Origin of the sequence: Photorhabdus cinerea (assembly GCF_011189575.1) — a bacterium.
In the GTDB taxonomy this organism is placed as follows: Bacteria; Pseudomonadota; Gammaproteobacteria; order Enterobacterales; family Enterobacteriaceae; genus Photorhabdus; species Photorhabdus cinerea.
Genome location: NZ_PUJW01000001.1, coordinates 25,254 through 51,444, shown reverse-complemented (window position 1 = coordinate 51,444; position 26,191 = coordinate 25,254). Strand labels below are relative to the sequence as shown.

Below are 26,191 nucleotides of genomic sequence, written 5' to 3'. Positions count from 1 at the left end.
CCGCAAATCAAGACATAAGATGGTAAAACATAAAATACTCAATTAAATGAAAATACATCTTTAATTTATGGAAATTTCCAAGCATCACATTAGTTGTTTATATTGGGTAGATTCACATATTAATGTCCTATCGTCATTGTAATTTATAAACATTACCGTAACATCAATAAACAAATTAAATAGTGCAGAATAAAATAATAATCACAGTTATATTTTCTCACATAATGAAATTTTTACACAAAATAATAAGCAATTTAATTAACAAATTATAGATAAAGTAAAAAAAATACTATTTTTTAACGAATTAATTATTGCAATCCATTATACGATCGGGTTATTTTAAATAGAATAATTAAAATAACCACGCAGATAACTACTTAATTAGTCATTAGGCGATTCTTATGTCATATATGAAAAACAGACCAAATAATATCACTCCGCAATTACTTTATATGTGGGAAAGAAGTGATGAACCATGGGGAGCTAAAGATTGCCAGTCAAGATTTATATATGCAAATCCAGCTTTTTACCAGTTACTTAACCTGTCTGAAGATTTCGACATTGCAGGGCTTTCAGTAGGTGAATTACCCTCAACCATTGCAGAATATGAAGAAGAATTCAACCATCAAGATCAAAAAGTCATTCAAACTATGCAAAAAGTAACTTCATTTAAAACCCATTTGTTTGGGAAGAATAAAGTTAAACAAACCTACCTCTGTGATAAATATCCACTTTGTGATGAACATGGTAACTGTATCGGTATCACTTTTCATCTGTATAAAATGCAAGACTTTTCTGTTTCTTACTATTATGAAAGAACATCGCCAAAAGCTCTGAAATTCACACCGCCTAATGACACACTAACTCAAATTGAGTGGGAAGTTCTTTTTTTGGCCCTTCGCTTATTAGATGAAGAAAGCATCAGTGAAGAGTTAATGATTAGTACAGAGGATACAATTAATCATATTCAGTCAATTTACCGAAAATTTAATCTACCGCTGCATATAGAACTGGAAGATTTTTGCAAAGAAAATGGTTTTGACCTTTACGTTCCTGAAAGGTTTTCCGCTATAGGCAACAGAGATTTATACCCTATGGATTTCAAGATGCATCGCGACGGCAAGGGAGCGAATCCCCGGGAGCATAGATAACTCTGTGACCGGGGTGAGTGAGTGCAGCCAACAAAGAAGCAACTTGAAAGATGACGGGTATATAAACTTTCACTAATAACATGACTTAAATACGGCCAGAATTAAGACCAAAATTTGGATATTTTCTGATAAAATAGGAATTACATTGTGCATTACAACAAATTAGCGGTATCTCCTCAAATTATTAATATGATGGAAACCAGTGATGAACCATGGGGAATTAAAGATAGAGGTTCCCACTTTGTTTATGAAAACAGAGCGATGGCTATGCTGCGAGATCTTCCTCCTGGTTATAATGTCGAAGGACGTCTTGACAATGATTTACCATGGGCTGGTGCAGAATTTGCCGAACAATTCCAGATACATGACAGAGCAGTAATGCAATCAGAACAAAGAATATGTTCATTAGAAACACATTTATATGGTAAAGAAAAATTACTTTCCTCGTATTTCTTCGAAAAGTTCCCATTGTATAATGAAAATAATGAATGTGTTGGTACCATTTTTCATGCCTGGAAAGCTGAAGTCTTTTCTGTAACCCGCTTTTTTTATGGTAAGCTCCCCGCTTCTATCATGTTTCAGCCACCCTCTGAATTATTTACTCAACGGGAATGGGATGTTATTTTCCTATTTTTACAGAAATACACCAGTAAACAAATCGGACGAATATTGAATATTTCTTATCGCACTGTAGAAACGCATATATTGAGAATATATAAGAAAATTGGTATCAACTCTGGTCAACAATTGGAAGAGTATTGTCGCCTTAATGATTTCGATCTGTATGTTCCTGAAAGATTTTTAAAACCAGGAAGTAAAATGTTTATATAATATTAAAAGTAAAAAATATGAAAACTAAAAACGATATATCAGCACAGATAATAAACACAATGAAAAATAGCTATGATCCTTGGGGAATTAAGGATATAAGCACCTGTTTTATTTATGAAAATAAAGCAATGGCTATGTTACAAAATATTCCTGCTGATTTTAATGTCGAAGGGCGTTTTGATAGTGAATTACCCTGGGCAGGTGCTACCTATGAAGAACAATTTCAACGACATGATAGAACAGTAATGCATTTGGGGAAAAGTGTATATTCATTAGAAACACATATATTTGGCAAAGAAAGACTTATTTCCTCATATTTATTCGAGAAATTTCCTTTTTATAACGAAAATAATGAATGTATTGGCATAATTTTCCACGGGCAGAAATCCGAAGCCTTTTCTTTGAAACAATTTTTTAATGGAAAATTGCCACCTTCCATTATGTTTTGCTCTCCCTCAAAACAGTTTTCACCGCAAGAATGGGAGGTTATTTTTCTTTTCCTAAAGAAACACAGCAAGAGGAAAATTAGTCAAATACTTAACATTCCTTATCTATCTATAGAAAATCATATGGAAAGAGTATATAAAAAACTAGAAATTAATTCTTATTCTCAGCTAGAGGAATATTGCCGATTAAATAATTTTAATTTTTATATACCGGAAAAATTTTTATTTCCTTACATATAAATACTATCTTTATATTCAATTTATTATAAGTTACATCACATTATCAAGGTAAAATATCAATCTTTCAGAGAAGATAAAAAATCCCACTTTAATTATATTAATATAATTTTTATTAAAATCAATAAACTTTCTAAAAATTTTATTATTACGGCATGTTGACGAAAGATCATCCAAACCAGTTAATCAATTTTCTACTTTTTTAAAGAACGTGATCATAGGGTCTCAAAATACATATAGAGGTAATTTTCACAATATCTCATTACATTGGAAATTAACCGCCTGTATCTATTATACTTTAGACAATTAACAACATATCATTACAAAAAAAGCGGGTAATAATCTTTTACTCTGCCATAATATCAGAAATAGATTTATCACTAGTGAAACTAAAATTTCATATCATATTGTAGAAAAATATGATTAAAGTACCCATGGTAAACTATAAATCAATGTAGCTATTAAACTAATAATACTTCGCAAGAATAATGAATTTGACTTTTACATTCATAAAGAACACCATAAATATACAGGTGATATCTTTGTTTCATTATTAAGTATTCTTTTCTATAGCCTGCTCAATTCACCCTAATTGATAATCTGTGCTTAATTACTATTAAACAGTAAAAATATCGATGATTTATTTGTTATCAATATTTCCTTATAATTAAAATCAGGAGATTATTCATGTATATCCAAGATTGGCATCCGGCAGATATTATTGCAGCTCTACGAAAACAAGGAACAAATCTTTCAGCGGTTTCCCGCAAAGCAGGTCTGGCATCATCTACACTAAGTAATGCCTTACATCGCCCATGGCCAAAGGGAGAAGCCTTGATAGCTATCGAATTAGGTTTACATCCATCCGATATTTGGCCATCACGCTATAAACCCGGCAAAGAAAATAAGTTCCTGATAAGAAGCATAGAGTGTTGGTAGCATTTTGATGTCTTATTTCAATGCAATTTCGCCATTGTCTATAAAGAGATTATTACGCAGATGTAACGGAAACGAAAAAGCCCCGGGAGATTACCCAGGGCTTCGGAATTTTGGCGGTGCGGACGGGACTCGAACCCGCGACCCCCGGCGTGACAGGCCGGTATTCTAACCGACTGAACTACCGCACCGCGCAGCGTTCTGGTTGAGAACGTGGTGAATATTACGAACCCAAATTCATTCCGTCAATGTTTTTTATAACAAAAAGGCGCACCTGATCAACTTTTCACCCCAAAAGGTAATTTATCTGCAATTTTATTTTAACTCTGTCCAGAATTTGTACGCCACAGACAACTTCCACCTTTCTTCTCAACTAAATCCAATCTGGATTCATGAGCCGCAAGTTCTTCATCTGTTGCGTAAATAACTTTTAACTCAGTTTGAGGACGAGTAATACGCTGCACTTCAGATGCATTAGCACCACCAGACACTTCTCCTTCCATCGAAAATGCAAGAGCAGTCTGCCCGCCTGTCATTATCAGGTAGACATCAGCCAATATCTCCGCATCAAGTAATGCTCCGTGCAAGGTTCTCTTAGAGTTGTCTATATCATAACGATCACACAATGCATCAAGGTTGTTTCTTTTCCCGGGAAATAATGCTCTTGCAAGTTGTAAGCTATCAGTAATCTTGCAGAAGTCAGCAGTGGGCGGGATATCACGGTTCAGTTTCCCAAACTCATAATCCATAAAGCCGATATCAAAGGGAGCGTTATGGATGATCAACTCAGCGCCGCGAATAAATTCAATAAACTCATCGGCAATATCAGCAAACAGCGGCTTATCCTGCAAAAATTCATCACTTATTCCGTGAACTTCAAATGCTTCAGGATCGACCAATCTGTCTGGCTTAATATAGATATGAAAGTGGCGCCCAGTCAGACGGCGGTTAATGACCTCTACAGCCCCAATTTCAATAATTTTGTGTCCTTCATAGTGAACACCTAGTTTATTCATACCGGTGGTTTCGGTATCAAGGACAATTTGTCGTGTAATTGCAGTGCTCATAATGCCTTTTTATGTCAGACTAGGGTTTTGGATTGAATAAGAAGAGTCTACCAGAGATGAGCAAGCAGGTAGAAATTTTCACCGATGGATCTTGTCTGGGCAATCCGGGGCCAGGTGGATACGGTGTTTTATTACGCTATCAACAACACGAAAGAACCCTTAGTGAAGGTTTTCATCACACAACTAACAACAGAATGGAGCTGATGGCTGCTATTATTGGCCTGGAAACGCTAACCCGCCCTTGTAAAATCATACTAACCACCGATAGCCAATATGTGCGTCAAGGCATCACTCAATGGATTCATAACTGGAAAAAACGCAGCTGGCGTAAAGCAGATAAATCCCCTGTCAGCAATGTAGATTTGTGGCAGCGCCTTGACCAAGCAATTACCCACCATGATATTGACTGGCAATGGGTCAAAGGCCACGCTGGGCATAGTGAAAATGAACGTTGTGATGAATTGGCTCGGACCGCGGCAAACTCACCAACAGAAATAGACGTCGGGTATATCGAAAATACAGATTAATTGCGCTTTCGATAACATTTTGTTGCGCCAACTGCACTGCTTAATTTAGGCTTTAACAACGTTACTTTCATCTGGTTTAGAGTTAATGGTAATGTTCGTTTACGGGCAATAATCAGACTGACACAACCAAACACAGGCAAGTGTCGATTAAAAAAGCCAGTTTCATTTCGCCAGGGTAATACTTGAAAATTCCCGCGATACAGCACTTCATAATTAAGCAGACTTAACCAGTCAAGTTGGCGCATCAGGGAAAACATATGACTGCAATAGGGTCGACAGCGCCATAATCCGGGCACTAATTTCCCTAAGCCAAGCAAACTCAATGAATTGAAGCCACTAATGATAATCCAACCATCATCAATTATCACTCGGTCAACTTCCCGTAACAATCGATGAGGATCATCGCTGTAAGCCAGCATGTGACTCAGCAAACAAGCATCAACCGATTTTTCTTCAAATGGCAGATGGTAAGGATCGGTAATCACCTGCATATTCTTCCCTTCCTTACCGACATTAATCTGATTAAAGATTGGACACTCTTTACTATCAATTTCGGCACTCAAGTTACCGATTTTCAACAGATGGAAACCAAATATTTTCTGCCACCAAGGTTGTAATTGACGTTCCAAAGCGGCACGGTAATATTCCCCCCAAGGTAAATCAGCCCAAGAAGCCGGGGGGTTCATGTTCTGTATTGTATGTGCAGATTTCACGACTTCTTTTCCTTAATAAACTGCTGTTAATAAGAGGCATACAATGAAGCTTATCAGTATTCCTGCCCTTTCGGATAATTACATTTGGTTACTCTGTGATGAAAATAGGCACTCTGTAATCATCGATCCGGCGGAATCACAACCTGTTCTTGATACCTTAAAATCGCATGGCTGGATACCCGATGCGATTCTACTTACCCATCACCATCACGATCATGTTGGTGGCGTTCCAGGCATTCTTGATCAATACCCTGAGCTACCAGTATACGGTCCAAAGGAAACACAGAGCAAAGGTGCCACAATGATAGTACGTGGCGGTAATATCATCAATTTCGGTCATTTTTCTTTCCAAGTTATAGATGTTCCAGGCCATACTCTGGGACATATTGCTTTTTATCAAGCACCTTACCTCTTTTGTGGGGATACATTATTCTCCGGTGGCTGCGGACGCCTCTTTGAAGGCACTGCTGAACAAATGTATACATCTATAGGGAAAATAGCCGCGCTACCTGATGACACACTCATCTGTTGCGCTCATGAATACACAGTTTCTAATATGAAATTTGCTCATGCGATTCTACCTAATCAGGCCATCAGTGAATATCAGCAAAAAGTAACTCAAATGAGGGAAAACAATCAACCAACAGTACCAACCACGTTACAAATTGAGAAAAAAATTAACCTTTTCTTAAAGTGTGATGATGTTGATTTGCAAAGAAATATTGGAATTGAGCCCAACACCCAACCGCTTTCCGTCGTTTTCCGTCAACTCAGAGTGAATAAAGACCAATTCTGATTAAGATAGTTGCCATATCAAGATAAGGTAAGTATTATTGCTCGTCTTTTAAGCAACTATAAAAATTAATCATGAAGACAAAAGCGATTCTGTTCGCATCTGTCTTGCTGGTTGGCTGTCAATCCGGGCCAGATTGGTCAACGACAGCCGGGCAACGGGCACAGAATTCGTCTTCAACGAGTCTGAAAACAGGCAAGGCAGCAACTAATGATAGCGGTCAGTTTGCTGCCTACTGGAAGGATGGTGATCCTGGCACTCAACAAGAGCTGTGGGGATACATCCGTGATGAGTTGAAGATGAAGATCCCTGACAATTACAGGGTTCGTGAACAACGAAATTACTACTTAAAACACAAGAGCTATCTCCACGATGTAACTTTACGGGCTGAACCGTATATGTACTGGATAGTCGGGCAGATCAAACAGCGCGATATGCCGATGGAACTGGTGCTGGTACCCATAGTGGAGAGTGCTTTTAACCCGCATGCTACCTCACATGCTAAAGCAGCAGGTCTGTGGCAAATCATCCCAGATACTGGTCGCAACTACGGTCTTACTCAAGATAAATGGTACGATGCACGCCGAGATGTTGCCGCCTCAACAACTGCCGCATTGGACCTGTTGCAACGCCTCAACAAAATGTTCAATGGCGACTGGTTACTGACTATTGCTGCTTACAACAGTGGCGAAGGCCGTGTTATACGTGCAATGAAAGGAAATGAAGCAAAAGGCAAGCCGACAAATTTCTGGTCATTATCACTGCCGAGAGAAACTGCGCTCTATGTGCCTAAAGTTCTGGCGCTTAGTGATGTCATCCGCAATAGCGATAAATATGGCGTTACGCTGCCAAAACCTAATAATCAACGGGCTCTTGCACAAGTTGATGTTGGGCAGCAAATCACGCTATCTCAAGCCGCAGAAATGGCAGGCATGTCCCTGACTTCTATTAAGGCATACAATCCCGGATATAAGCGAGGAGTGACATCCCCTAACGGCCCACATTATATTATGCTGCCAAAGTCAAAAGTTGATCAGTTTAAAAATTCATTGGCAGATGGAGCAGTTTTAAACAATATTCGTCAGGAAGTTGCTAAAAATAACCTCCGTCTGAATAAACAAAGCCAATATAAAGTTCGTTCAGGTGATACATTATCCGTAATTGCAAAACGGTTTAATATTTCTATCCGTGAATTGCAGCGTATGAATAACCTAAGAACTGCCAATTTGTTGAAAATTGGGCAGACATTAAGAGTAAATAATGACAACGCCATTATCTATCGCGTTCGTCAAGGTGATTCAATTGCCAGCATTGCTAAACGTCACGGTATTAATATTAAAGACTTAATGAGCTGGAATGATGGCATAAAAATTACAGATGTAAAACCTGGAATTGAGTTAACGCTTTATATCGATGAATTCTCTGATGAAGCTTAAAATATTTTCCAGGTGGTGGTTTATTGTTGAAGCAATCACCACCTCCCTGAGAGGTGGTTTAAGGATGACAATAATAGATGGCCCTCTCTTGGGGTGGGGCCATTTTCTTTACATCCGGCGGAATAAAACTAAATTTGCAAGGCACTTTATCTTTAAACAAATCTTAGATCACAGTACAGTATCAATTACACATTGGATAAAAGGTTTTACCTCTTCACTTCTTTTCTTATCTAAAGGTTTTTTTGTTTCATCGGAAACATCAAACTTTCCTTTAAATTTTCCATCTGCATTCGCCGTTTTTTTATCTGACTTTCCAACAATACTAATTGTGTATGAATGCCCTTTGGGCAGTAAATCCGTACATTTACTCAAGGCACCTTTTTCATTTGCATGAACTTCATTATTAACATCATTTACTGATGTTTCCGCAAAAGAAAACGGAATGTAAGCCAAACCAAGTAATAAAGCATATGATAGAAATTTCATCTCTTTTCCTTATTTACTAAATTAATCTAACAATTAACAGTACTAACTAACACTAACCAACTAATCTTTCTTAAACTCCAGTATATCTCCAGGTTGACACTCCAAATATTGACATATAGTATTTAAAGTAGAAAATCTAATTCCCTTAATCTTTCCTTTTTTTAGTAACGAAAGATTCTGTTCGGTAATTCCTATTGATAACGCGAGATCTTTAGATTTAACCTTCCTCTTTGCCATCATGACATCCAGAGTAATATGAATTGACACAGTGCACCCCTATATAATACTCTGATTCTCAGCGTATATATCACAGGCTTGATAAAGAATACGAGAAATTATAGCCAGACAAGCTGAAAGAAAAAAAGCAACAAAATGGCCGGTGGTTAGACTTATCGACATAAAATGATTTCCCGCCGACTCATTCATCGTTAACCATAACGTTAGCAAAGGCTCACATAGAATATCTAACACACTCCAACCAATCACTCCCCAACCAGCAAATCCTAAATACCTTGCTGTTTTCTTTGAAAAGTAATCCCTTTGACTATAACTTCTAAACAGTTGATGTAAAGCCCACAAGCTAAATATTAATGATGACAACGGGATACTTGTTATGAGAATTCCACCAATAAGCTGCCACCAACTGAAAGAGTACATATCAAAGTTAGGTAATATTCTCTCCGTGAGAGAAAATCCAAGTCCATACTTCTCTAGGATCAATTCTGGTTTCAACCAACTAAAAATGTTAATTATAATAGCCACCGTGATGATTAACAGAGAAAATTTAGATATCACTAAGCTAAGGTTAGTCACTCGATCCAATTTTGAAAAGTCTGTCATACTTACCCCCATCACCAAACATGTTCACACTATAACCAAAAATTACCACAAAACAACATTTTCTTATCGTAAAACGATAATAATATCACACCTTGGATTAGGGCAATTAAGTAACAGATTGTTTTTTAAGCATCTTTGGGAAAGTAAAAATGAACCGATAAAGTGGACGAACGTTTTTTCTTATAGGCAAAAGATGCTTCACCGGGTATGTGGATTCATTATCTGGAATATACCTGTTATCCTTCAAGTTGCCTCTTTGTTGGCTGCACTCACTCACCCCAGTCACATAGTTATCTATGCTCCTGGGGAGGCGTTCTCTTGCCGCCGCACTGCAACTTGAAATCTATTGGGTATAAACGCCTATTAAGATAAAGACTAAATACATCCGCTATCAAAATATCAATTCACTAAATAATTCACATTGCCAGTGTTATTAATAACAACTATAAAAATAACCATATTTACCGCTAATAAAAATAGCGATAAAAAAACAATTATTAAAACCTGGGTATAATGAATAAACGGATTAATACACTATAATAGACAAAGAACAATATATTTAAAAAATTCTTCAAACCCAAAAATAAACAAAGTGGAGATACATTATGTTGAATACAACTTATCAGATTCCATTTCCAAACTTCTTTTATTTCGAACTGATAAGAATGGAAGATTGTATACCATTATGAATGGCTAACAAATCTCATCCAAGAATCGAAAATATTCACGAATAACACAAAAATCCTATCACTACGCCTAAGGAATACGACGATGAAAAACGCCTCAACAATGCGAACGACAGTGAAACTACCACCAATGCCATCTGAAAGCATAGCCTTAAAAACATATGAATCGGTCAACATGGCACGATCCCATCTGGAGGGGGACGAGCTAATTTTTACTGACAATGACGGCTTTGATCGAGCCATTCGGCATGGTTTTTTCCTCCTGGAAGCGCCATCCTATATGGATTTTGAATACGGCGATCGATTTGCATACCATTTCTTTGAACCTGCCACAGAAGGAGAGCTTCGTCCCTATACAGGATTCAAATCATGCGCCATTCCCAGTAGTTACGAAGGTTATTTCGACAGAAAACATGATCAATGGGAAAGTTTCCGTATCACACGGAAATACTGGAACCTCATTCCAACCGAAGTCGCAACACTTGGTCGCCAGATGGCACACGTAGGTATATGCATATTACGCTCAGTGTTAAATTATGTTGGCATTCCTCGCAGTGACTGGGAATTAGTCACAGGCGGCTGTTCAGAAGGACTGGGAAACCAGAATATGGGGTTTAATCACTACCGATCAGAGAAAACCACCCGTGGCTCCAAGTTTCATCGAGATGTAGGATGGATAACAGTCCTAAGAACAACTGAACGGGGTCTTTTGGCCTATATAGATAATCAGCTTTTGGCTATCGATCCCGTTCCTGGCTACCTAATTATTAACTTTGGTAGTTCAATCGAAGTGCTGACAGAAAATTTAATCAAGAATGTTCGGGCTAGTATACATGGCGTTGTTCGTACCGAACGAAACGGGCAGCGCGATAGAATGTCATATACAACGTCTTTAGTCAGCAATCTGACTGGTAATATCTACAAATATGGCCCAAAAGGCCCAATCAGAGTTCAATCCGTTAAAGAATTTGTTGCCCAGGAAGTTAGCCGGGCATACGATGATGATAACACTTTATAGATTGCTGCCTTAATGAAAGCACCAGATATGTTAAATCTATTTTCTGGCAACCTGTTTACAACAAATTTTTTCTATCTAAAACCGAGAAAATAGGAATAAGAGTGTAAACAGGTTTTTCCACATGCTTTTGATTAATACCAGCTTTGGTAAAAAATATCAGAAAATACGTATATCATTAATAAATATGACAAATCCTCAGCCCTTAAATTAATATTTAAAGAATTTTTGAATAAAATTATATTGTTAACAATATTGCCTATTCATCTCTTTAAGTTACCCATCATCAGCAGATGATGAAATAGCAGTATATGTGAGCAAGATCCAATTCGTAATAGAATGAAAAAAATAAATTATTTCTACAACACAGGATAATTATGAAAAAATAACCTCAAATTAATGGGTATTCAATCAATTATCATTCTAATCATAACAATTATATAAACTTTCTACTGCACGAGATAATTATATTAATCTCTTACAACGTTTAAACCCAAAATCTGAGTCTGAATTTATATGCCTATAAAATAACCATTATTAAACAGATCGTTCATTATCCTCCTCAATACCGATAATCACAGCAGAACCAATTCCAATTCTGGGAAAATTTCACCTATAAATTATCATATTTATAAAAACATAACAAAATGATTTATAAGATTTTTATTAAAAATAAATTTTTAACAAAAAATACATCGTATTTTTATTGTGGGAATTTGCATTTTAATTCTTTCTATGCCATATATTAATTACATAGACAAGAAAAATTAATTATGTAAATGCATATGTGGCGAGATTGCCACTTATAGCTATGACAAATAATTATATATCATTTCTTTTCTAAAAAAACTGGCAATGTCGAGTAAAGGTAACTTTACTTTTTTAACCCACAATTGGACAAAATGGGAGGATTAATATTTCTATCAATATGACAAAAACAGAATTTTTACACTAGTAAAACCATTCCTCAATTTTCAAAAGAAGAAGATTGAAGAAATTATTTACGAATTTCATCTAATTTAATAGTCCTTTTAACATTATCGCAGGACCATAATCATGAAAACCTCATCAACAATGCGATCTCCAATTAAACTACCACCAATGCCATCCGAAATAATCGCAGCAAAAACTTATAAATCAGCAAACATAGTACGCTCACATTTAGAAGGAGACGACCTTGTTTTTACTGATGATGATGGATTTAACCAGGCTATTCGACATGGTTTTTTCCTTCTGGAGGTTCCATCATATATGGATTTTGAATACGGTGATCGATTTGCATATCACTTCTTTGAACCCGCCACGGAAGGAGAACTTCGTCCCTATACAGGATTCAAATCATGCACTTTTTCCAACGGCTACGAAGGTTATTTCGATAGAAAACATGATCAATGGGAAAATTTCTATCTCGAACGAAAACATTGGAACTTAATTCCAACCGAGGTCGCAACACTTGGTCGCCAGATGGCACACATAGGTATATGTATATTACGCTCAGTGTTAAATCATGTTGGTATTCCCCGTAGTGACTGGGAATTAGTCACTGATGGTCTTTCGGAAGGACTCGGACATCAGATGCTTGGATTTAATCATTACCGCTCAGAGAAAGCTACCCGAGGCTCCAAATTTCATCGAGATCTAGGATGGATAACTATCTTAAGAACAACTGAACGTGGACTGTTGGCTTATATAGATGATGAGCTTTTGGCTATCGATCCCGTTCCTGGTTACCTGATCATTAACTTTGGTAGTTCAATCGAAGTACTTACAGAAGATTTAATGACGAAAGTTCGGGCTAATATACATGGTGTTGTTCGTACAGAACGAAATGGACAGCGAGATAGAATGTCATATGTGATGCTTTTAGATAATAACGCGACTGGCAATATCTACAAATATGGTTCAAAAGGCCCAATCAAAGTACAATCCGTCAAAGACTTTGCCACCCAGGAATTGGGTCGGACATACGATAGTAATGATAGCGTTTTATAAATATTTTCGTCACAATAAATCTAAGACATTGTAGTTTGAATATAAATGGTAGATATAAATAGGAATCCGCCAGACTATAAAGCGGCAGAATTCTGGCATTATTAATAGATTTAATTATATAGTAAAAGATGATTTCTGCTGACAATCGCAACCTGTTTGCAACAAACTTCCCTCTCTAAAATCGAGAGATATAGAACCGTGTAAACAGGTTTTTCTACGTGATTTCGATTGACAATAGCTTTAGTAAAATATCAACGAATACATATATCCTTAATAAACATGAAAAATCTTTAATTATTGAAATAGGCTTTAAAGAATTTTTAAATAAAATTAGGGGTTGTCCTAGATAAGTAATTTGATCTAGGACAGCCAAATCAATATATATTAGATACATACAGCTATGTCACAAAATTTCGTTTTTCAGTAGAAGGCAGACGTATGGCAAAGCTGTTACCCCATTTTGCCACTTGCATGATATTACCTCCTTAGGCATAACTTTTATTGTATATCCACTCACTGGCCCTCAGTAAAACTGTGTCATGACGTGGATTTACGATTTATTAAAATAATCACAATTATGGTTGAAAAAATACCTATAAATGTTGTGAAAAAAACGATGCTTGTGGAAAAAAAATAAGATATTGTGGAGCCTATCAAAGGGCCAATAAACATGGAAAAACCAACAGAAATTGACGTTAAACCAAATATTTTAGCCGAGTTATCATTAGTTGCGAATTTCTGCATATAAATGGTGACAATAATATTATTCATAGACGATCCTATTCCTATTATTACCATTGCTAAAAATATAAAAAACAAATTGATTTTATCAGGAAATAAATCGTTAAATTGATTTGTTATTCCTATTAAAAGATACCCCGATCCCCACAAAAAGAATGAAGATAACATAATACTTAAAGATATGTTAATCTTATACTTTCCAAATACTAAACCAATTAAAACACCTGAAACACCTGAAAGACACATGGCAAAACTATAATGGCTTCCATTTAATCCCTGCTCCATAAAGCTAAGAGCTATTAGGCTATCTGATAAATAGCCAAAACAAGTTAAAGTGGAAATAACAATAAATGAAAACAATATTTTATTATCTTTCATTATATTAAAGTAATTAATTAGTGATATCTTGTTTTTTTGCGGTTAATATTAATCAATGGTTCTGAAACAAAAATATATAAGACTGCTGAAATAAAATAAAGCATTGATATTAAAATAAGAATCTGTTTTGTTGAGTAGTAGATAAGAATAAAACCTAAAAATAACGGGGCCGACATTTTGTATATTTGAAATAAAACCTGCCAATAACTAAAGTTTTTTTCAAATTTGTTGGTTGATATGTTTTTTAATATTAAAAAATTAGAAGGTCCTAAAAATAAACGAAGGATATTTTTAATAAAAGAATAAAGAATATATATATTAATGTCATCAATATTGTATTGAAAAGTAGTAATAACACCGCAAAGTAACGAAATGATAATAATGTACTTTTTGGGTTTTATATTTTCATCTACAAATGACGAAACATAAGGCGTTAGAAATAGTAACGATGCAGCATATGAAATTGTATATAAAGATGAATATATCGCTCCACCGTTCCAGTGATATGTGATTAACGTGAATGATATTATCATTTCCAAATACAAAGTGAAAGAATTTCCTGAGGAGGCTAATATTAATTTTCGAAATTCTTTATCCATTATTTCCCTCCAACTAAAATAGCCTCAATAAATAAAGCCCTTGCAGTAATTACATTTTTTTCAGTATTTCCACCTGAATAACATCCACTATTAATTTAATTACTGCACCTTTAGTTAATGTGTCAGTATTAATAATTTTCCAAGTGTCATCATAAAACGTCTGATATTGATTAAGAACGTGTTTTTGATATTCTATAAAATCATATTTTTCATTTATCTCTAATTTTCCAGATTCACTGGGTTTTAATATTTTTTTCCTTTTTTCAGCAATATTTGGAGGAACATCAAGATATATAACCATGTCTGGTTTTGTGTTTATCGATAGAACCGATTTACTTAATTTTGCTAATTCCGTGGACTTAAGTAAGAATCTTGCTAAATATTTATAATACCAACTATCACATATAATAATTTTACCTTGCAATAAACAAGGTTGAATAATTAAACTATCTAAAACAGCAAACCATGATGCTATCAATAGAATCCAATGCCGGTTACCCAATTCACCCAATGGAGCTGAAATGTCATAATCCCAAAGAACATCTCGTATTTTTCCCATGTGATACATACTATACCCAGATGGTAGTAAAGGATAATTCTTGTCTAAAAAAACAATATTATTATAATCTAGAGATAAAATATCATAAACTTCGCGTGAAATTGTTGATTTACCTGCACCATCATTTCCTTCAAAAGCTATAAATAAACCGCGTTTAATCATTTCTTTTTTCCCCGTAGTACGCTTCAGTATCAAGTGAATTTCTACCACTACCGATAATAAATGGTTTGAATCCATATTTTTGATATAATTTATGCATCTCAGCATATGTTTTATAAATATCTTCAAAAATAGGTCTAGGGTGATTTTGATATTCAGAACCATGATCGGGATGAAAAATTGCTACTGCTGGAACTATGCCATTTTTTGAAAAAAATTCCATTCCTTGTACTAAATCATTTAAAGGTTCTAATCCCGCTACAAATCCAACATAAACATTGCCTTCACCTAACTCTGAAACAGCAGCTAGGTATGCTTCTAATAGATTATTTCTCCCGTAGTCCTGTGATTTACCAGGACATATCTGATCAAATAATTTAGGATTAAATATTTCTAAACTAATAGCCCAGCTATCAACAAATTCAGAAATCCCCTTTATTTTATTTAGATTTCTAGGGGGCATTGATATTAAGTGACTGTTAAGGTTGTTTTTTTCACAAAAAGGTTTTAGAGAAATTAATAATTGTTTGTGCATTTCAAAACCAATATCATAATTACGAGTTGTACCACCATTGATAAGTACTCTTTTATATCTATTAATGTTGTTAACTTCTATTATATTCATAACTTCAATTACTTTTGACGGTCTAATAGACTTTTTATGATCTGATAAACTATTTCTAGCTTCACCTAATGAACAAAATTTACACTGACGACCATCATTAAAATAATAACAATGCCCTGGAGAGAAAAAACCCAAAGTTGTATCACCGTACACCGTGACGTATTCTTCTACTCTACTGCCATCTGAAAGTTCTATACCATATATGTCTGGTTTAATGGGAAATATAACTTTAAACAAAATGTTGTCGGCTTTTATATAAAAATTTCCATTTTTATATATTAAATCATAATCAGAATTTTCATTATAATTACAGGCAATAATTGTACCATCTTCTAAAATAGCCTCTTGAGGTACGGAATGTGTTGTTTCTAATTTAGAGCTATCACTTGTTCCATACGCCCTTCTTTTAGGAATAAAATTTCGTTTACTGTACTCATATATCACGTTTTTATCATATTTTAATCCAGAACATAATACTCTGATTTTTAATTCTATAGTGTTCATTTTTGTATCCTCATTAATTCTAATATTGTATCCTCTACACTTTTAGAAGAAACAGCTATGATTGCTTTTTTCTCAAAAAATAAAGAATCTGTAGGTGATAGAATATTATAACTATTTCCATCACGAGTCATTATGTATCCCCCTGACTCCTCAAGGATTAGTTTAGCTGCTGCTATATCTACACAACGTTCGTGACCCATAAGTGATAAATCTAAGAATGCATGTAAAACGCCACTAGCGATCAGGCATATATCTAAACTTGAACAAGATGAGATTCTTACTTTATTTGCTTCATTAATAATTTTATTCTGAATCTCTGTATACTGATTGTTTTTCGCCCTATGAAATGATACTCTCAAATCGTTCAGTTGAAATGAGGGGCTTGTATATATTCGCTTGCTGGTATATATGCTTTGTATATAAGAACCTTCTCCCAATGATGCTTTATATATAATGTCTCTTGGAATATCATATACTCAGCCCATAATGTATCTATCATTCTTGTAAACAGCTATTGATGTAGTATAGGCAGGATAACCCATAAGCAAGTTATGAGTACCATCAATAGGGTCAATGAGTAAGGAAATCTTATCTTTAATATTTACAGATTGTGATTCAGAATCGTCTTCTGAAATAATGGTGACCTTGAGTTCTGATTTATCCAAGTGCTCGTAAATTATATTATTTAAAATGATATCTATTTCTACTGTTTCGCCATAGTATTTGTTATCATATCCGATATGAATAGTGGAAAGCTTGGCAAACCATATTCTACGAATCTCTTCTCTGAGTTTGTGAAAGTGTATTTCTAAATAATTACTAACTTCATTATTGAATACATACCTCATATGACATGATCTCCCAAATAGATGAGTTTTTTATGCCAATCCTCGGCTGTTAAATATGCTATTGTCTTTTTTACATCAAATAATCTGCCTGCATAAATTGCATAATCTGACGATGAAAATGCCCCTAATGTCTTTGGGGAAAACGATACTTTATATATTTGAGATTTGTACCCAACTAAATTTACAAGCATCTTGTAAGCTAATTGAATACTGCCTCCTGTATAAGATTTATCAATTATCAGCCAACTTTCGTTTTCTTTTCCTTTAAATTTTGGGTATATTTCATTGAATAATTTTCTTTTATGCAGTAAACCATTATCATTTTCACGATGTATTTCGCAGAAATATATATTTTTGTCTAGTGTTTTTGCATGATAAGATAACGCAAGGGGGATTCCTCCCGAAATAATAAATAATTTGTTTTTAGCTAGCGTAAAAACCATATCCCACAGGTAATGATCTTAGTAAATATTTTCTATGTTTAATGTGGGGCAAGTTTCCAATGAAAATAAATTAATACTTTTACTGTATTCGTAACGAAACTCATCATATAAATCAATTGTTTTTTGTGGGGCATCCTTTAATTTTACTGATTTATCAAGCCCTCTTGAATATATTAATTCTAATTTATTTGTTATTCCTTTGTTTATTATTGTGGATAGGATGTTTTCTTTATTTCTTTTTAACTCGCATAGTTCAGTACCATATAAAGCTAATTCTGGATCTAAGCCATATCCATTTACTAAGTTACCCATATCAGAGGTAAGTTTATTTATATTTAAATAATCAACTAGTTTATTCCAAATATGTATTATTTCAGTGCTTGATAATCTTGATATGGGTGATGACAAATTACTTAAGTCCATCAACATCTCTTCCGCATCGCGTAGATGAAATATTGTTTCTTGTAATTGGCATCCATTATTTACTTGGTTCAAATATTCTTGAAAATTATTAGTTTTGGTTCCCTTTAATGTTCTCCAGCAGTGGTTCCTACTTATAATCTTTATTCTTTCCATTGCATTCCCCATATGTATTATTTTGTTAATGCCCCTAGTCTTTCGAATTCCGATATATAAAAATTAGCATTTTTATTAGTTATTCCAAATTTTTCTAACTCTGAAACAACTTCAAACTCTGTTTTTTCATTATCTATTACTAACCAAACTTTATATGCATCTGAATTAATTTCACATAATGCTTTTTTTGCGAAAAGTATTAATTTTCCATCTTTGCACAAGACTCTATACCATAAATTTTTTATTATTGGTTTATTATTTTCATCTGATAATGAAATGCCGGATGTATTAGCTATTCTTTTTTTTGTAAAAGATACATTGTAACTAAAAATATCTTTTCCTTGACGTTAGCAGTCTAAATGCTTGTGCTGTTATCACATTCATTTCATACTCCTCTTGGATGTTTGTTTTGACAAATACACCGGATTAAAATTTAATTCAGCATTGTAATATTAACAGTTTTTATTATTTCAGCTATATAATAGTTAAATATTTGTGGGTATTATCACAACTAAAAATATAACTCATTGAAAAAATGCAAATTATTTGTTGCTTTTTTGTGACAAAATTTGTATCAAGCTTGGTATGCTTTCCAATAAGCTCATTTGACGTAATTATTTGAATTTATTGTTATTATTTTTTCGGTCATGTATTCAATTCGGTGGCAATTACACAGAATAATGTACAGACTCATTAATTCCTTGCCCGCTTTATCCATTAGATATATTACTAATGCGCTTCCCTTTTCTCCTTTGTAATATTTAACATTTTCACATCTGCCTAATCTGGTCTGGCATCGTCTCTTTTCTACGTATTTCACAACCGTTTTTCTACGTCACCGGCTGATCACACTTTACCGCAAGAAATATACGAATATCTATATATGATATGGAGTTAAATTGACCTTATGAACAAAAAAACACAATATTCATCCACCCTAGAACAGAATACAAAATACACGTTTTTATTTATCCTTTCAGTCACCGTATTCTTCGTTGGCGCAACCGAATTCATGCTGTCATCCATGCTTACTCCTCTTGCGGTAGCCTTCGGGACAACTACAGTTGGAGCATCTTGGCTGGTATCCAGCTATGCATTTTCCTACGCTCTGGCAGCGCCTGTACTTGGGTATTTTTCAGATCGTATTAACAGAAGCAAATTACTTCTGGGCTCTCTGCTATTTTTCGCCGCAGATGGCCTCGCTATCATTCTTGCCCCCACTCTTAATATCGCAATCACACTGCGAATTCTTGGCGGTATAGCATCAGCCGTAATCATACCCACCGTATTTTCCTTGATCGCCGATATCATTCCTCATAATCGCCAAGCCGGAGCAATGGGCTCCGTTATGCTTGGTATGACTTTTGGCATTGCATTCGGCCCAGCTTTAGCCGGGATATTGACAGATTTAATAAATTGGCAGGCGCCATTTTTATTTAGCTCACTCGGCTGTGTCGTTACATTCATCATCGGGATCTACTACCTTCCGTCAAAAACTGTGCCTCTAAAACCAACAAACCAGCGATTAGTTTGGTTTCGGCAATGGTCGGTTGTCAGGCCACTCATTGCAAAAGGAGCCTGGAATGGTACCGGCGTCTCTGCTTTTCTTTTGTCTGGAGAAGTCTTACGTCAACGGTACGGATTTGGCCCCACTGAAATCGGTTTGACCGTCACAGCCTTTGGTGTTGGCTTAGGGTTAGGTAATCTGTCCGCTGGTTGGCTTCGCAAGCTTTGCGGTCGAGAAGAAGTAACTTTGGTCTTGGTCAGTTTGCTACTGACTGGTGTAATCTCAGTTTTTATGCTTGTTCCACTTACACTCTCTGGTTCTCTGGGATGTCTGATATTCTGGGGTACAGCACTGGGCATTGGCGCTCCTGCAAGTACCGTCGTCTTAGCAACACGAGCAGGCCCTAACAAAGGTATGGTTCTGGCCTTTGCAGAAACATTCAATAATCTGGGGATCTTGAGCTTAGTTCCACTAGCCATTATTGGGTTAGTCGCAGGCGGGTCAAGCACAGCAATGGCCGTGCTATCCGTCGGATTAGCCATCGGCCTTATATTGACAATATTAGATTTATGGCTGATGCGTTCTGAAAATTCGGTAAGTTCTTCCGTATAAATCTTTTTCTTCTGGCTTTTCTCCCCGCCAGCATATTGGGCGGGGTCGTTATGAGTTATCTTGTTCCGAAAGATATTAATTAAACTTTCAGTTACAGCCAGAAGAACCAGGCAAACAGAGAGATGATAACGATACAAGCAATGTTCAAAACTATACCCACCCTTACCATTTCAGTCTGTTTAATATGACCAGTGCCAAAAACAATCGCATTAGGCGGTGTGGCAACCGGCAGCATAAAAGCACAAGACGCTCCGAAACCGATAATCAGTGTCAACGTCATCACCGGCATACCCAATGCTTCCGCAACTGTTGCAAATACTGGCACCAACAAAGCGGCACTCGCTGTATTACTGGTAAATTCAGTCAGGAAGATAATAAACGCCGCCACCGCAACAATGATCACAAACCAATGGCTTGCACCGAAAGTAGCGGCCATACCATTCGCCATAATTTCACTGGCACCTGAGTTTTTCAAAATGGCACTTAAAGTCAGGCCACCACCGAACAACATCAATACGCCCCACTCGGTGTTATTCTGAATCTGAGACCAACTCGCAACACCGGTTACACCAATCAGAATAGCGGCACTGACAGCGATAATGGTATCCAGATCTTTCACTCCTCCCAGAGCGGAGCTAATCGCAGTACTCGATATCCAGCAGAACACCGCGGACAGAAAAATCAGCATGGCCATCAAACGCTTGCCAGTCCAATCTAATTTTTCCAGCTTCATGTCGAATTTATGATTCAAATTCGGGCGCAACATTAGATACATGACACCCACCATCATTGGCATCAAAATAACAACCAGAGGAACACCAAATTTCATCCAACTAAAAAAATCAATTCCCAGTTGAGCCGCCGCAATCGCATTTGGTGGGCTACCGACCAGCGTACCTAAACCACCAATACTTGCACTATAAGCAACACCCAGCAATACAAACACAAAAGTATGGCGTTCAGAGCGTACATCTAAGTTAGACAAGATCCCCAATACCAATGGCAACATCATGGCGGCAGTCGCTGTGTTACTGATCCACATGGAAAGGCCAGCGGTAACACCAAACAGCAACATCACCGCTACAGACAAACGCCCACGGGCAATCATCAGCAGACGGTTAGCGATCAGTCTATCTAGTCCTTGTATATGAAGTGCCGTTGCCAGTGCAAAACCACCAAAAAACAGAAAGATGATGGGATTAGCAAAAGATTTCAGTGCATCTCCCGTATTCATCAAACCCATGCCAACAGCCAGAATTGGAATACATAACGCAGTAATAGTGACGTGAATAGCTTCAGTCAGCCACAGCACACCAACAAATACCATTAGTGCCAAACCCGCATTAGCTTTTTCACCAAACGGCAAGGTATTGAGCAAGATAAACAGTAATAAAATATCAGCAGCCAGAATAATTAAGCCTTTTTTATTAGAAAAATTTGGCTTCATGGCTGGAGTTAAAGATTCAGAAGCATCCATGGTGACTCCATTAGCGCCGGTGATATCTGATCCACCATTGCTACAATTGTTAAAAAATACAAGGCGTGTGAATATAAGGAGTCTGCCTTAAGAAGAAAATGCAGTTTTTTGAATTTTGAGATCTAAAGCGTGGGAATGGGGTCAATTAAATCATAACAGGCGGTATTTCATCCAAATTTTTGTTGTTACATCACATTATTACATCTTTATAGGTATAGGAAATCTTTACGTTTTATGCAGGTTTTCTGGGTACAAAAGCAGGTAAGTTTTACGTCTCCTCAAGCAGAGGAAAAACCCATTAAAAAAACGAGGGAGTATTTCAGTATCAACGATGGTTAAAGATCTGGCGAATTAATTAGCCAGAAAGGTTATCGGTTGGACGAGTATTTAAATATTAACGAACCCACTTTTTCATTTTTCACTGATAACTTTATGATGGGTAGGTTTTAAACTGTTATTAAAAGCCATTATTTAAACTTCTGGTTTAATCAGTATAAAGTTTTAACGACTTTTTTAACACTTTTAATATCTACTTTTTAAACTCTTTGTATAGGGATTAAATCCTGCCACATTAACCGTTTTATCCTCCTTTTTTATTGCATTATTTTTATGGCTTGATTCGTAAAATAACAGCGAGAAAGTCACTAAGTATGATCCTGTTCGGATAATATTTTTACGTACTGATTTCTTTTCAATTCTTTATTAATGGCGTTTATTAAGTTAAATTTACCTTTTATGTAGAATCTTTCATCTCGCTATATTCGCGTTTTTAAAATCTAGTATTAATTAGAGCTATTCTTTTAACTCTTAGCTGACCGCAGGGTAGACTAATACATTTAAACCCTAAAAAAACGGCTTTTTCAGAGACTATTGTTTTAAATCCACAAAACATAATTATCCATTGAGCCGTAAAAGTGGTACTCTCACATGGAAGTTATTACTGTTTTATAGTTTTATCATAACGGGTGGAAATTATGAATGATGAAAGTATGAGTTTCTCTGTAAATAAAGATCTGGATGTTCGTTCAAAAAGCTTTGATGCCTTCATATCATACATGGAAAACAGCAACGATTTTTGGATTATAAAAGACAAAGAATCTCGATTTTTCTATGCTAATGATGTTACGCATTATTACTGCAATCTACCCAAAGGTTTCAACATGGAAGGTAGGCTTGATATTGAATGTCCAGGACCATGGGTTGAGTTTGTAGATATTATACAAGCCAATGATAGAAGCGTAATGACTAGTCAAAAAACTATTCCAGTATTAAACACTTTCATTTACGGCGGGAGACAAAAAATAATCCAACCACTTCTAGTCAATATTACCCCCCTAATGAAGGACGGAAAATGCATTGGGGTTGTGGGGCACGGTAGAAAACTTGAAATTTATTCCATGTATCATTTTGAAAACAACAAGCATCCTGACTCATTAACTTTTGGCTCACCAACTGATTTATTTACTGATAGAGAGTTCGATATCGTATTTTTTGCGTTGCAATCACTCAGTGCCAAAGATATAGCTAAAAAATTAGGTATTTCATATAGAACAGTACAAAGCAGGCTACAATTTATTTATCAGAAAATAGGGATAAATTCATTAAGTCAGTTAAAAGAATATTGCAGGGGTAAAGGGTATGATAACTATGCGCCTACCAGATTTATTAACCCTAGTCACTATATACCTCTGGCATAACAATGCACAACATCATTATCATCACTATATGCTATTGGGGTTCTGCCTGGCAGAACCCAGCACCTTAATAAGTAAGACCATTTGAATTCTCGTTACCAACGACAAACTCATTTAAACAGTTATTAAAAATCATGATGTTAACTCCTGAGTTTAATCGGTATAAAGTTTTAACGATTTTTTTTACCACTTTTAATATCTACTTTTTGAACTCTTTATATAGGGCTTAAATCCTGCCACATTAACCATTTTATCCCTTTTTTGTCCTTCTGAAAAAGGCGTTTATTAAGTTAAATCCACCTTTTATATAAAAGCTTTTATCTCGTTATATTCACGTTTTTAAAACCTGGCATTAATGGGGAAGATTTTTTTAACCCTTAGCTGACCGTAGAGTAGACTAATACATTTAAACTATAAAAAACGGTTTTTCCAGAGACTATTGTTTGAAATCCATAAACATAATTATCCATTGAGTCGTAAAAGTGATACCCTCACACGGAAGCTATTACTGTTAAATAGTTAAATAGTTAAATAGTTAAATAGTTAAATAGTTAAATAGTTAAATAGTTAAATAGTTAAATCATGATGGGTGAAATTATGAATAATGAAAGTATGAGTTTCTCTGTAAATAAAGATCTGGATGTTCGTTCAAAAAGCTTTGATGCCTTTATATCGTACATGGAAAACAGCAACGATTTTTGGGTTATAAAAGACAACGAATCTCGATTCGTCTACGCTAATGATATTACGATGTATTACAGCGGCCTTCCCAAGGGCTTTAATATAGAAGGTAGGCTTGATAGTGAATGTCCAGCGCCGTGGGCTGAGTTTTCAGACATTATACAAGCCAATGATAAAAACGTAATGACTAGCCAAAAAACCATTCCCGTACTAAACACCTTCATTTACGGCGGGAGAGAAAAAATGATCCAACCGTTCCTAGTCGATATTACCCCCCTAATGAAGGACGGAAAATGCATCGGGGTTGTTGGGCACGGTAAAAAACTAGAAATTTATTCCATGTATCATTTCGAAAATAACAAGCATCCTGACTCATTAACTCTTGGCAACCCAACTGATTTATTTACAGATAGAGAGTTCGATATCGTATTTTTTTCGTTGCAATCACTCAGCGCCAAAGATATAGCTAAAAAATTAGGTATTTCATATAGAACGGTACAAAGTCGGTTACAATTTATTTATCAGAAAATAGGGATAAATTCATTAAGTCAATTAAAAGAGTATTGCAGGGGTAAAGGGTATGATAACTATGCACCTACCAGATTTATTAACGCTAATCCCTATATACCTCTGGTATAACAATGCACAACATCACTATCATCACTATATGCTATTAGGGTTCTGACCTGGCAGAACCCATCTCACATCCCAGCGTGTAGAAACGTCCGTACACCTCTTTAAGCGATTTTCGTGCCTTTAATGATCAGTCGAATTGCTCATGGATTAGATATATTAAATACAAAACATCCGTGAAATCAGCAGAAATAGAGAGAGAGGAGTATCGACATAATACAAAAGATTAAATAATTTATATATAAAAATTAATTATGACAAACATCAAGTTGGTAATAACGCTATTTTAATCTTATGATCATACCTGAAGCTTTCCAAAAGACACAAAAAAAGTTTCAGGTATTTAATCCCTTCTCATTGCTTTTTTACGAGAAGTTTATTTTAATTCATTTAGAATATCTACTTGGCCATATTTCGAAAGGCTCACAATTTAAAGCGGTAGCAATGATTTGCTCTCCCTTAGGCCACGAACGATGTAAAGCATTTGATAAAGTGGATGATGCAAGCCCCGCTTCTCTTGAAATAGCCGATAACGACGTTCCCCGTTTTTTAAGCCCTGCAATAATATCCGCTGGGTGCCAGTCGTTTTGTACAATCATTCCTTCTTCTCCTCTCAGTTTGGTTATTCAAGGTGCTATATTCATACTCTCTTCAGATTAATATTTTTATACCCGTTATCTTTCAAGTTGCCTCTTTGTTAGCTGCACTCACTCACCCCGGTCACAGAGTTATCTATGCTCCCGGGGATTCGCTCCCTTGCCGTCGCGATACATCTTGAAATCCATTGGGTATATATTATTACAGCTTTTTCCCTGAGTCCGCACTGATGCGGAATACTAAAAAATAGCTGTACTAGGACGTTAAACCCCGCTAAGTACAGCCAAATATTTTCCGAATGGAAAAACGATTAAAAGGTCATAAATGAACTTTAATTGCTCAGAAATGCTCTTTTATAGATACTAGAATATTCAGAAAGTTTAGTTATTTTTTAGAAATGTT

General features: G+C 35.6%; 26 protein-coding genes, 1 tRNA gene and 1 pseudogene. 12 read left to right on the top strand and 16 right to left on the bottom strand.

The genetic code is table 11. From position 1 onward, the window contains the following. Positions 1–401: 401 nt before the first annotated feature. The 4 genes from C5469_RS00260 (at position 402) to C5469_RS00245 (ending at position 3,604) form a co-directional block, all read left to right on the top strand. Entirely contained in the window at positions 402–1,151 is a 750-nt protein-coding gene (locus tag C5469_RS00260) for a PAS domain-containing protein (RefSeq protein WP_166300768.1), read from the top strand. 147 nt (positions 1,152–1,298) lie between these two features. After that, on the top strand, positions 1,299–1,982 hold the full coding sequence (locus tag C5469_RS00255) for a helix-turn-helix transcriptional regulator (RefSeq protein ID WP_339413195.1): 684 nt from the start codon (positions 1,299–1,301) through the stop codon (positions 1,980–1,982). A gap of 17 nt (positions 1,983–1,999) precedes the next feature. Beyond that, positions 2,000–2,668, top strand: a complete 669-nt coding sequence (locus C5469_RS00250) for a helix-turn-helix transcriptional regulator (RefSeq protein WP_166300765.1) — start codon at positions 2,000–2,002, stop codon at positions 2,666–2,668. 684 nt (positions 2,669–3,352) lie between these two features. Further along, positions 3,353–3,604, top strand: a complete 252-nt coding sequence (locus C5469_RS00245; RefSeq protein WP_166300762.1) for a helix-turn-helix domain-containing protein — start codon at positions 3,353–3,355, stop codon at positions 3,602–3,604. Positions 3,605–3,715: 111 nt separating this feature from the next. Here the strand turns inward: C5469_RS00245 and C5469_RS00240 are convergent. Both C5469_RS00240 and dnaQ read right to left on the bottom strand, forming a co-directional pair. Beyond that, positions 3,716–3,792 (bottom strand) — tRNA-Asp (locus C5469_RS00240). A gap of 129 nt (positions 3,793–3,921) precedes the next feature. Further along, entirely contained in the window at positions 3,922–4,668 is a 747-nt protein-coding gene (gene dnaQ, locus C5469_RS00235) for a DNA polymerase III subunit epsilon (RefSeq protein WP_166300759.1), read from the bottom strand. A gap of 56 nt (positions 4,669–4,724) precedes the next feature. Here dnaQ and rnhA point away from each other — a divergent pair, with 56 nt between their 5' ends. Continuing rightward, positions 4,725–5,195, top strand: coding sequence for a ribonuclease HI (gene rnhA / locus C5469_RS00230; protein WP_166301619.1), 471 nt, complete (start codon positions 4,725–4,727; stop codon positions 5,193–5,195). Here rnhA and C5469_RS00225 read toward each other — a convergent pair. Next, positions 5,192–5,908 (bottom strand): methyltransferase domain-containing protein, encoded by a 717-nt coding sequence (locus tag C5469_RS00225; protein WP_166300756.1) that lies wholly within the window; start codon positions 5,906–5,908, stop codon positions 5,192–5,194. The two genes, rnhA and C5469_RS00225, sit on opposite strands and share 4 nt — an antisense overlap. A gap of 43 nt (positions 5,909–5,951) precedes the next feature. On the opposite strand from C5469_RS00225, the gene gloB reads away from it, so the two are divergent. Together gloB and mltD are read left to right on the top strand one after the other, a co-directional pair. Then, positions 5,952–6,704, top strand: a complete 753-nt coding sequence (gloB, locus tag C5469_RS00220; protein ID WP_166300753.1) for a hydroxyacylglutathione hydrolase — start codon at positions 5,952–5,954, stop codon at positions 6,702–6,704. Positions 6,705–6,775: 71 nt separating this feature from the next. Then, a complete protein-coding gene (gene mltD / locus C5469_RS00215; RefSeq protein ID WP_166300751.1) occupies positions 6,776–8,137 on the top strand; it encodes a murein transglycosylase D in 1,362 nt (453 codons plus the stop codon). A 168-nt stretch (positions 8,138–8,305) separates the two neighbouring features. On the opposite strand, the gene C5469_RS23370 is transcribed toward mltD, so the two are convergent. Genes C5469_RS23370 through C5469_RS00200 form a run of 3 tightly spaced genes read right to left on the bottom strand, consistent with a single transcriptional unit; the run spans position 8,306 to position 9,463 of the window. Next, positions 8,306–8,623: a hypothetical protein gene (locus C5469_RS23370; RefSeq protein ID WP_242689334.1), complete on the bottom strand. Its 318-nt coding sequence runs from the start codon at positions 8,621–8,623 to the stop codon at positions 8,306–8,308. Between the two features lie 60 nt (positions 8,624–8,683). Beyond that, positions 8,684–8,890: a helix-turn-helix domain-containing protein gene (locus C5469_RS00205; protein ID WP_166300748.1), complete on the bottom strand. Its 207-nt coding sequence runs from the start codon at positions 8,888–8,890 to the stop codon at positions 8,684–8,686. A 9-nt stretch (positions 8,891–8,899) separates the two neighbouring features. Next, positions 8,900–9,463 carry a DUF2975 domain-containing protein gene (locus C5469_RS00200; RefSeq protein ID WP_166300745.1) on the bottom strand — a complete coding sequence of 188 codons (564 nt, stop codon included), beginning with the start codon at positions 9,461–9,463 and terminating at the stop codon, positions 8,900–8,902. 771 nt (positions 9,464–10,234) lie between these two features. Between C5469_RS00200 and C5469_RS00195 the strand changes: the two genes are divergently transcribed. After that, positions 10,235–11,167, top strand: a complete 933-nt coding sequence (locus C5469_RS00195) for a 2OG-Fe(II) oxygenase family protein (RefSeq protein WP_166300742.1) — start codon at positions 10,235–10,237, stop codon at positions 11,165–11,167. 1,053 nt (positions 11,168–12,220) lie between these two features. Beyond that, complete coding sequence (locus C5469_RS00190; protein ID WP_166300739.1) at positions 12,221–13,156, top strand: 2OG-Fe(II) oxygenase family protein; 936 nt, start codon at positions 12,221–12,223, stop codon at positions 13,154–13,156. A 537-nt stretch (positions 13,157–13,693) separates the two neighbouring features. Here the strand turns inward: C5469_RS00190 and C5469_RS23365 are convergent. The 8 genes and pseudogenes from C5469_RS23365 to C5469_RS23355 form a co-directional block, all read right to left on the bottom strand. Further along, positions 13,694–14,275, bottom strand: coding sequence for an MFS transporter (locus tag C5469_RS23365; RefSeq protein ID WP_242689333.1), 582 nt, complete (start codon positions 14,273–14,275; stop codon positions 13,694–13,696). A 17-nt stretch (positions 14,276–14,292) separates the two neighbouring features. Continuing rightward, positions 14,293–14,874: a hypothetical protein gene (locus tag C5469_RS23360; protein ID WP_242689332.1), complete on the bottom strand. Its 582-nt coding sequence runs from the start codon at positions 14,872–14,874 to the stop codon at positions 14,293–14,295. Positions 14,875–14,923: 49 nt separating this feature from the next. Next, entirely contained in the window at positions 14,924–15,595 is a 672-nt protein-coding gene (locus C5469_RS00180; RefSeq protein ID WP_166300736.1) for a dTMP kinase, read from the bottom strand. Beyond that, positions 15,588–16,721: a radical SAM protein gene (locus tag C5469_RS00175; protein WP_166300733.1), complete on the bottom strand. Its 1,134-nt coding sequence runs from the start codon at positions 16,719–16,721 to the stop codon at positions 15,588–15,590. The genes C5469_RS00180 and C5469_RS00175 overlap by 8 nt, the downstream gene beginning before the upstream one ends. Continuing rightward, a pseudogene (locus C5469_RS00170) lies at positions 16,718–17,569 on the bottom strand (inositol monophosphatase family protein). Before C5469_RS00170 ends, C5469_RS00175 begins: the two are co-directional and overlap by 4 nt. After that, a complete protein-coding gene (locus tag C5469_RS00165; protein WP_166300731.1) occupies positions 17,566–18,012 on the bottom strand; it encodes a hypothetical protein in 447 nt (148 codons plus the stop codon). Before C5469_RS00165 ends, C5469_RS00170 begins: the two are co-directional and overlap by 4 nt. Before the next feature lie 18 nt (positions 18,013–18,030). After that, positions 18,031–18,588: a hypothetical protein gene (locus C5469_RS00160; RefSeq protein WP_166300728.1), complete on the bottom strand. Its 558-nt coding sequence runs from the start codon at positions 18,586–18,588 to the stop codon at positions 18,031–18,033. Between the two features lie 17 nt (positions 18,589–18,605). After that, entirely contained in the window at positions 18,606–18,809 is a 204-nt protein-coding gene (locus C5469_RS23355) for a hypothetical protein (protein WP_242689331.1), read from the bottom strand. A 686-nt stretch (positions 18,810–19,495) separates the two neighbouring features. On the opposite strand from C5469_RS23355, the gene C5469_RS00150 reads away from it, so the two are divergent. Continuing rightward, positions 19,496–20,707, top strand: a complete 1,212-nt coding sequence (locus tag C5469_RS00150) for an MFS transporter (protein WP_166300725.1) — start codon at positions 19,496–19,498, stop codon at positions 20,705–20,707. Positions 20,708–20,798: 91 nt separating this feature from the next. Here the strand turns inward: C5469_RS00150 and C5469_RS00145 are convergent, their stop codons facing one another. Continuing rightward, positions 20,799–22,184, bottom strand: a complete 1,386-nt coding sequence (locus C5469_RS00145; RefSeq protein ID WP_166300723.1) for a DASS family sodium-coupled anion symporter — start codon at positions 22,182–22,184, stop codon at positions 20,799–20,801. A gap of 974 nt (positions 22,185–23,158) precedes the next feature. Between C5469_RS00145 and C5469_RS00140 the strand changes: the two genes are divergently transcribed. Continuing rightward, positions 23,159–23,881 (top strand): helix-turn-helix transcriptional regulator, encoded by a 723-nt coding sequence (locus tag C5469_RS00140; protein ID WP_166300722.1) that lies wholly within the window; start codon positions 23,159–23,161, stop codon positions 23,879–23,881. 594 nt (positions 23,882–24,475) lie between these two features. Then, positions 24,476–25,198 (top strand): helix-turn-helix transcriptional regulator, encoded by a 723-nt coding sequence (locus C5469_RS00135; RefSeq protein WP_166300720.1) that lies wholly within the window; start codon positions 24,476–24,478, stop codon positions 25,196–25,198. Positions 25,199–25,578: 380 nt separating this feature from the next. Here the strand turns inward: C5469_RS00135 and C5469_RS00130 are convergent, their stop codons facing one another. Continuing rightward, on the bottom strand, positions 25,579–25,788 hold the full coding sequence (locus C5469_RS00130) for a helix-turn-helix domain-containing protein (RefSeq protein ID WP_166301613.1): 210 nt from the start codon (positions 25,786–25,788) through the stop codon (positions 25,579–25,581). Positions 25,789–26,191: the final 403 nt, after the last annotated feature.

What these genes read in the sequence shown, in the direction of transcription:
- C5469_RS00260 (WP_166300768.1), top strand. Translation starts at nt 402, where the DNA reads ATGTCATATATGAAAAACAGACCAAATAATATCACTCCGCAATTACTT.
- C5469_RS00250 (WP_166300765.1), top strand. Translation starts at nt 2,000, where the DNA reads ATGAAAACTAAAAACGATATATCAGCACAGATAATAAACACAATGAAA.
- C5469_RS00245 (WP_166300762.1), top strand. Translation starts at nt 3,353, where the DNA reads ATGTATATCCAAGATTGGCATCCGGCAGATATTATTGCAGCTCTACGA.
- dnaQ (WP_166300759.1), bottom strand. Translation starts at nt 4,668, where the DNA reads ATGAGCACTGCAATTACACGACAAATTGTCCTTGATACCGAAACCACC.
- rnhA (WP_166301619.1), top strand. Translation starts at nt 4,725, where the DNA reads ATGAGCAAGCAGGTAGAAATTTTCACCGATGGATCTTGTCTGGGCAAT.
- gloB (WP_166300753.1), top strand. Translation starts at nt 5,952, where the DNA reads ATGAAGCTTATCAGTATTCCTGCCCTTTCGGATAATTACATTTGGTTA.
- mltD (WP_166300751.1), top strand. Translation starts at nt 6,776, where the DNA reads ATGAAGACAAAAGCGATTCTGTTCGCATCTGTCTTGCTGGTTGGCTGT.
- C5469_RS23370 (WP_242689334.1), bottom strand. Translation starts at nt 8,623, where the DNA reads ATGAAATTTCTATCATATGCTTTATTACTTGGTTTGGCTTACATTCCG.
- C5469_RS00200 (WP_166300745.1), bottom strand. Translation starts at nt 9,463, where the DNA reads ATGACAGACTTTTCAAAATTGGATCGAGTGACTAACCTTAGCTTAGTG.
- C5469_RS00195 (WP_166300742.1), top strand. Translation starts at nt 10,235, where the DNA reads ATGAAAAACGCCTCAACAATGCGAACGACAGTGAAACTACCACCAATG.
- C5469_RS00190 (WP_166300739.1), top strand. Translation starts at nt 12,221, where the DNA reads ATGAAAACCTCATCAACAATGCGATCTCCAATTAAACTACCACCAATG.
- C5469_RS23365 (WP_242689333.1), bottom strand. Translation starts at nt 14,275, where the DNA reads ATGAAAGATAATAAAATATTGTTTTCATTTATTGTTATTTCCACTTTA.
- C5469_RS23360 (WP_242689332.1), bottom strand. Translation starts at nt 14,874, where the DNA reads ATGGATAAAGAATTTCGAAAATTAATATTAGCCTCCTCAGGAAATTCT.
- C5469_RS00180 (WP_166300736.1), bottom strand. Translation starts at nt 15,595, where the DNA reads ATGATTAAACGCGGTTTATTTATAGCTTTTGAAGGAAATGATGGTGCA.
- C5469_RS00175 (WP_166300733.1), bottom strand. Translation starts at nt 16,721, where the DNA reads ATGAACACTATAGAATTAAAAATCAGAGTATTATGTTCTGGATTAAAA.
- C5469_RS00165 (WP_166300731.1), bottom strand. Translation starts at nt 18,012, where the DNA reads ATGGTTTTTACGCTAGCTAAAAACAAATTATTTATTATTTCGGGAGGA.
- C5469_RS00160 (WP_166300728.1), bottom strand. Translation starts at nt 18,588, where the DNA reads ATGGAAAGAATAAAGATTATAAGTAGGAACCACTGCTGGAGAACATTA.
- C5469_RS00150 (WP_166300725.1), top strand. Translation starts at nt 19,496, where the DNA reads ATGAACAAAAAAACACAATATTCATCCACCCTAGAACAGAATACAAAA.
- C5469_RS00145 (WP_166300723.1), bottom strand. Translation starts at nt 22,184, where the DNA reads ATGGATGCTTCTGAATCTTTAACTCCAGCCATGAAGCCAAATTTTTCT.
- C5469_RS00140 (WP_166300722.1), top strand. Translation starts at nt 23,159, where the DNA reads ATGAATGATGAAAGTATGAGTTTCTCTGTAAATAAAGATCTGGATGTT.
- C5469_RS00135 (WP_166300720.1), top strand. Translation starts at nt 24,476, where the DNA reads ATGAATAATGAAAGTATGAGTTTCTCTGTAAATAAAGATCTGGATGTT.